This is a genomic window from Streptomyces sp. LS1784 (genome assembly GCF_020103755.1).
GTDB lineage: Bacteria > Actinomycetota > Actinomycetes > Streptomycetales > Streptomycetaceae > Kitasatospora.
Genome location: NZ_JAHSQD010000541.1, coordinates 1 through 5,573 on the forward strand (window position 1 = coordinate 1; position 5,573 = coordinate 5,573).

Sequence of the window (5,573 nt, forward strand, 5' to 3'; positions counted from 1 at the left end):
GGAGCAGGCTATCGCGCCCGGCATGCGGGTCGGCGGCGCGGGCCGCACCCGGCGGGCGGCCGCACTGCGGCGGGCGCTGGGCGACCGGGCATGTTACCGGCCGGTCGCCGCGTGCTGCCATAGGGTGCCATTCGAACGACCCGGTCACGGCCTGGTCGGACCCGGCCGGGTGTGACACTTCGAACACCGGAGCCAACCCCCCTGGTCGAAGCTGCCTACCGGGCAGTAACGTCCTGCCGTCCCGCAGCGTCGCGAACGAGGAGCAGTCTTGCTCGACTTCAGCCTTCCGGCCCTCTACCAGGTACCCAGCGGTGGCAACCTCGCCGACCCGGTACACCGGAACGCCGAGGAGCACCCGGACCTCGCCGTGCTCAGCCGGAAGGTGGACGGCCAGTGGCAGGAGTTGACCTCGGTCCAGTTCCTGGCCGAGGTGCACGCCACCGCGAAGGGCCTGATCGCCGCGGGCGTCGAGCCGGGCGACCGGGTGGCCATCATGTCCCGTACCCGGTACGAGTGGACACTGCTGGACTTCGCGATCTGGACGGCCGGTGCGATCACCGTGCCGGTGTACGAGACCTCCTCCGCCGAGCAGGTCGAGTGGATCCTCGGCGACTCGGGCGCGGTCGCGGTGATCACCGAGACCGACCAGCACGTCCGGGTGGTCGACGAGGTCCGCGACCGGCTGCCGCAGCTGAAGCGCACCTGGCAGATCGAGGGCGGGGCGATCGCCGCGCTGGCCGAGGCCGGGCAGGACGTCCCGGATGCGACGGTCCAGGAGCGCCGCCGGATCGCCGGCCCCGACGACGTCGCCACCATCGTCTACACCTCGGGCACCACCGGCCGCCCGAAGGGCTGCCAGCTGACCCACGGCAACTTCCTGGCCGAGTGCGGCAACGTCGTCGAGCGCCTGGCCCCGCTGTTCCGCCTCGGCGAGAGCTCCGTCCTGCTCTTCCTGCCGCTGGCCCACGTGTTCGCCCGGATCGTCGAGATCGCCCCGGCGATGGCCCCGATCAAGCTCGGCCACGTCTCCGACGTCCGGAACGTCACCGCCGAGCTGGCCGCCTTCAAGCCGACCCTGATCCTGGGCGTGCCCAGAGTCTTCGAGAAGGTGTACAACACCGCCCGCGCCAAGGCCCAGGCCGACGGCAAGGGCAAGATCTTCGACAAGGCCTCCGAGACCGCGATCGCCTACAGCCGGGCGCTGGACACCGGCGGCCCGGGCCTGGTGCTGCGGCTCAAGCACGCGGTCTTCGACAAGCTGGTCTACAGCAAGCTGCGCGCCGCCCTCGGTGGCCGGGCCACCTACGCCATCTCCGGCGGCGCCCCGCTCGGCGAGCGCCTGGGCCACTTCTACCGGGGCATCGGCTTCACCGTCCTGGAGGGCTACGGCCTGACGGAGACCTGCGCGGCCACCGCCTTCAATCCGTGGGACAAGCAGAAGATCGGTACGGTCGGCCAGCCGGTGCCCGGCGCCTCCGTCCGGATCGCCGAGGACGGCGAGGTCTTCTTCAAGGGCCCGCACGTCTTCACCGGCTACTGGAACAACCCGCAGGCCAGCGCGGACACCCTCAAGGACGGCTGGATCGCCACCGGCGACATCGGCTCGCTGGACTCCGAGGGCTACCTGACCATCACCGGCCGCAAGAAGGAGATCATCGTCACGGCCGGCGGCAAGAACGTCGCCCCGGCCGTGATCGAGGACCGGATCCGGGCGCACGCCCTGGTCGGCGAGGTCATGGTGGTCGGCGACCGCAAGCCCTTCGTCGCCTGCCTGATCACCGTCGACCCGGAGTTCTTCCCGAAGTGGAAGGAGCTCAAGGGCAAGCCCGCCGACGCCACCGTCGCCGACCTCGCCGCCGACCCGGACCTGCTGGCCGCCCTCCAGTCCGCGGTGGACGACGGCAACGCGGCCGTCTCGCACGCCGAGGCGGTCAAGAAGTTCCGCCTGCTGGACACCGAGTTCTCCGAGGAGAGCGGCCACCTGACGCCCTCGCTCAAGCTCAAGCGCAACGTCGTGCTGAAGGACTTCGCGGCCGACATCGAGGCCATCTACCAGAAGTAGCCGAACCCACGGGTGACGTGGACGGGCCCGCCTCCCCGGGGAGGGAGGCGGGCCCGTCCACGTCACCCGGCCAGCAGCGAGGTCAGCCGCCCCGCCAGCAGGTCCCAGCGCCAGGAACGCTCCACCCAACGCCGCCCGGCCTCGCCCATCCGCCGCCGCAGCTCCTCGTCGTGCAGCAGCCGGACGATCCGCTCGGCCGCCGCCGAGGCCGAGCCGCCGGGCACCACGTACCCGGTCTCGCCCTCCAGCACCGCGTCCGGCGCCCCGCCGGAGTCCCCCGCGACCACCGGCAGGCCGGTCGCCGAGGCCTCCAGGTAGACGATGCCCAGGCCCTCGACGTCCAGCCCCCCGCGCCGGGTGCGGCACGGCATCGCGAAGACGTCCCCGGCCCCGTAGTGGGCGGGCAGCTCCTCCCACGGCACCGAGCCGGTGAACCGCACCGAGGCCCGTACGCCCGTGGCGTCCGCGAGCTTCTCCAGGTCCGCCCGGTACGGGCCGCCGCCGACGATCAGCAGCACCGCGTCCGGCACGTCGGCGAGGATCTGCGGCATCGCCTCGATCAGGGTGTCCTGGCCCTTGCGCGGCACCAGCCGGGAGACGCAGACCACCACCGGCCGGTCCGCCAGCCCCAGCCGGCGGCGCACCTCGGCGCCCCCGGAGTCCGGGTGGAAGGTCGTCTCGTCCACGCCCGGCGGCAGCTGGACCATCCGGGCCGCGGCCTGCGGCCCGACCGCCGCGGCGATCCGGGAGCGGGTGTACTCGCCCAGGTAGGTCAGCACGTCGGTGCCCGCACCGATCCGGCGCAGCAGCTGCCGGGAGACCGGCAGCTGGGCCCAGGCGGCCTCGTGCCCGTGGGTCATGCCGAGCAGCCGTCCGGCCCCGGCCCGGCGCAGCGTGGGCGCCATCAGCCCGAGCGGGGCGGCGGCGCCGAACCAGACCGAGTCGCACCGCTCCGCGCGCAGGATCTCGGCGGCCCGCCGGGTGACCCGGGGTGTGGGAACCATCACCTTCGTCCGGTCACGGATCACCGGGAACGGCTGCTCGGCGTCGAAGCGGGCCACCTCGCTGCCGTCCCGCCAGGTCGAGGCGTACACCACGACGCTGCCAGCGGGCTGACGGACGGCCATGTTGTGCACGAAGGCCTGGATGCCACCGGGGCGTGGCGGGAAGTCGTTGGTGACGATCAAGGTTCTGTGCATCAGGCCACGGCTCGTTCGGTCGGGGTATGCGCGGTGTACCGCTGGGTGATCCGTACGATAGGTCAACACCATGACCCGCCGGGAACGGAACCGCGCACGGCAACCGTTTGACCCCCGGGTCAGTCCTAGTACCTAGGCCGCGGATGCGGCGGCCCGGGCGTCCGTCGATACGACGCCTCCGGTGGGGACGTCCGAGACGAACGAGGGAGCGCAGTGGAATTGGCCCCGGCCACCGAGCCCGGTTCTTCGCGCGGCCGCCTCGGCCGCCCGCTCGGGGCGCTCGCCGCGCTCGGAGCCACCTGGGTGGCCACCCGCGCCCTGCTGGTGCTGCTGGCGACGGGCGTGCTGAAGGCGCCCGGCGGCGACGTCACGGCGGACGTCTGGATGATCTACCACGCCTGGTACGGCGTGCTCCAGACCGGCACCTTCCCGTTCGACGACGTGACCTGGCAGTACCCGCCGGGCGCCGCCCTGGTGATCCTGCTGCCGGGCCTGCTGCCCTGGTCGTACCTGGTCTCGTTCTGGGTGATCTGCGGAATCGCCGACGCCGCCGCGGCCGCGCTGCTGGTGCGCACCGGCCTGCGCCGGGGCCGGGCGCTGACCGGCGCCTGGCTGTGGGTGGTGGGCGTGCCGCTGCTCGGCCCGATGATCTACAACCGCTTCGACGTCATCGTCACCGCGGTCGCCCTGGCCGGCCTGCTGGCGCTGATCCGTCGCCCGGCGGTCGGCGGGCTGCTGCTGGGCCTGGGCGGCATCGTCAAGATCTGGCCGCTGCTCGGCCTGATCGGCACCCCCTCCGGCCGCCGCACCCGCCGCTCCTGGACGCTGGCCGGGTCCACCGCCGTCTCGATCGGCTTCCTGCTGGCGGCCGGGATGAACGGCGCCTTCGACTTCCTGGCCTTCCAGAAGGACCGCGGCATCGAGGTCGAGTCGCTCGGCGCGCTGCCGCTGCACTTCGCCCGGATCGCCGGGGCCTGGGACGGCAGGGTCACCATGAACTACGGCTCCCCCGAGATGCTCGGGCCGTGGGTGAGCGTGATCAGCAAGGTGATGATGGCCGGCACCCTGCTGGGCTTCGGCTGGCTGCTGCTGTGGCGCTTCACCTCCAAGCGCCGCAGCGCGGCCACCATGTACGACGCGGCGCTGTGCGCGCTGCTGATATTCGTGGTGACCAGCCGGGTGATCAGCCCGCAGTACCTGGTCTGGCTGATCGGCGTCGCGGCGGTCTGCCTGACCGTGCGCAACAGCAGCCAGCGGCCGGTGGCGGTGCTGATCCTGCTCGCCTGCCCGCTGACCCTGGTCGAGTTCCCGACCATGTTCACCCAGGTCCTGGCCAGCGACCCGGCGGCGGTCACCGTGCTGGCCGTGCGCAACCTGCTGCTGCTGGCCGCGACCCTGCTCTCCTGCGTCCGGCTCTGGCGTTCCACCCGCGGCGAGGCGCCGCTGCCGCCGACCGTGGTGCTGGACCGCGAGCCCGCCCCGCTGCCGGCCGCCGGCTACCCGGTGCGTCCGGGCATCGCCTACGAGCAGGACCTGCTGGACGGCATCGACCACCCGGGCACCCCGGCCGAACAGCGCCGCTGACCGGACCCCTGATCGGACGCGCCTCAAAGCGCCGTCACCTGCTCCAGCCAGAGCCGGGTGAACTCCTCCAGGCCGACGCCCAGCTCACGGTGCATCAGCCGATCGGTCCGGCGCTCCCGGTCCTCGCCCTGCCCGTCGGCCGCGCCGATCGCCCGGTAGAAGGCGACCAGCCGCTGCGGGCCGTGGACGCGGGCGATCAGCTCGCAGGCCAGCCAGGACTGCTCGTAGGCCTGGGCGATCCCGGAGGCTCCGGCGGCGAAGTCCCGGTCGGCGGGCAGTGCGGTCGGCGGCTTCCCCGCGGCGACGTCCCGGGCCAGCTCGGGGGCGATCTGCCGGGGGCTGCGGCCCGAGTCGCGGTAGGCGGTCCAGTCGGCGACGCCCTCGGAGAGCCACAGCGGGGTCCAGGCCCGGGTGTCGGCCCTGGTGGCGACGTGGGTGGTCTCGTGGGTGATCACCACCTGGCGGCCGAAGTCACTGAGCCGCCCGTACGCCTCCGGGTTGACCAGCACCCGGTCCGAGGGCGTGTGCCAGGGCGCGCCGGGGGCGGCCACGGTGACCGCCGCCATGCCCGTCCAGCCGTCCGGGTCGCCCTCCAGCAGCCGGGCGAACTGCTCCTCGGTGGCGGGCCGCTCCAGCAGCAGCCGCCCCGGCCAGGCGCCGCCCCAGACCTCGGTGACGGCGGGCACCGCCCGGTCCCCCACCGCGACCAGCTCGGCCGGGTCGGGGCC

At 73.3% G+C, this 5,573-nt stretch carries 3 protein-coding genes and 1 pseudogene; 2 read left to right on the forward strand and 2 right to left on the reverse strand.

What is annotated here, in order from left to right:
• The first annotated feature begins 268 nt into the window (after positions 1 to 268).
• Positions 269 to 2,062 (forward strand): long-chain fatty acid--CoA ligase, encoded by a 1,794-nt coding sequence (locus KS423_RS37125; protein WP_224284145.1) that lies wholly within the window; start codon positions 269 to 271, stop codon positions 2,060 to 2,062.
• 62 nt (positions 2,063 to 2,124) lie between these two features.
• Here KS423_RS37125 and KS423_RS37130 read toward each other — a convergent pair whose 3' ends face one another.
• The gene (locus tag KS423_RS37130) at positions 2,125 to 3,261 is read right to left on the reverse strand and encodes a glycosyltransferase family 4 protein (RefSeq protein ID WP_224284146.1); all 1,137 of its coding nucleotides are present in this window, start codon (positions 3,259 to 3,261) and stop codon (positions 2,125 to 2,127) included.
• Between the two features lie 213 nt (positions 3,262 to 3,474).
• Between KS423_RS37130 and KS423_RS37135 the strand changes: the two genes are divergently transcribed.
• Positions 3,475 to 4,845, forward strand: a complete 1,371-nt coding sequence (locus tag KS423_RS37135) for a glycosyltransferase 87 family protein (protein ID WP_224284147.1) — start codon at positions 3,475 to 3,477, stop codon at positions 4,843 to 4,845.
• 23 nt (positions 4,846 to 4,868) lie between these two features.
• Here KS423_RS37135 and KS423_RS37140 read toward each other — a convergent pair.
• Positions 4,869 to 5,573 (reverse strand): annotated as a pseudogene (locus KS423_RS37140) (hypothetical protein); the annotation flags it as partial.

What these genes read in the sequence shown, in the direction of transcription:
- KS423_RS37130 (WP_224284146.1), bottom strand. Translation starts at nt 3,261, where the DNA reads ATGCACAGAACCTTGATCGTCACCAACGACTTCCCGCCACGCCCCGGT.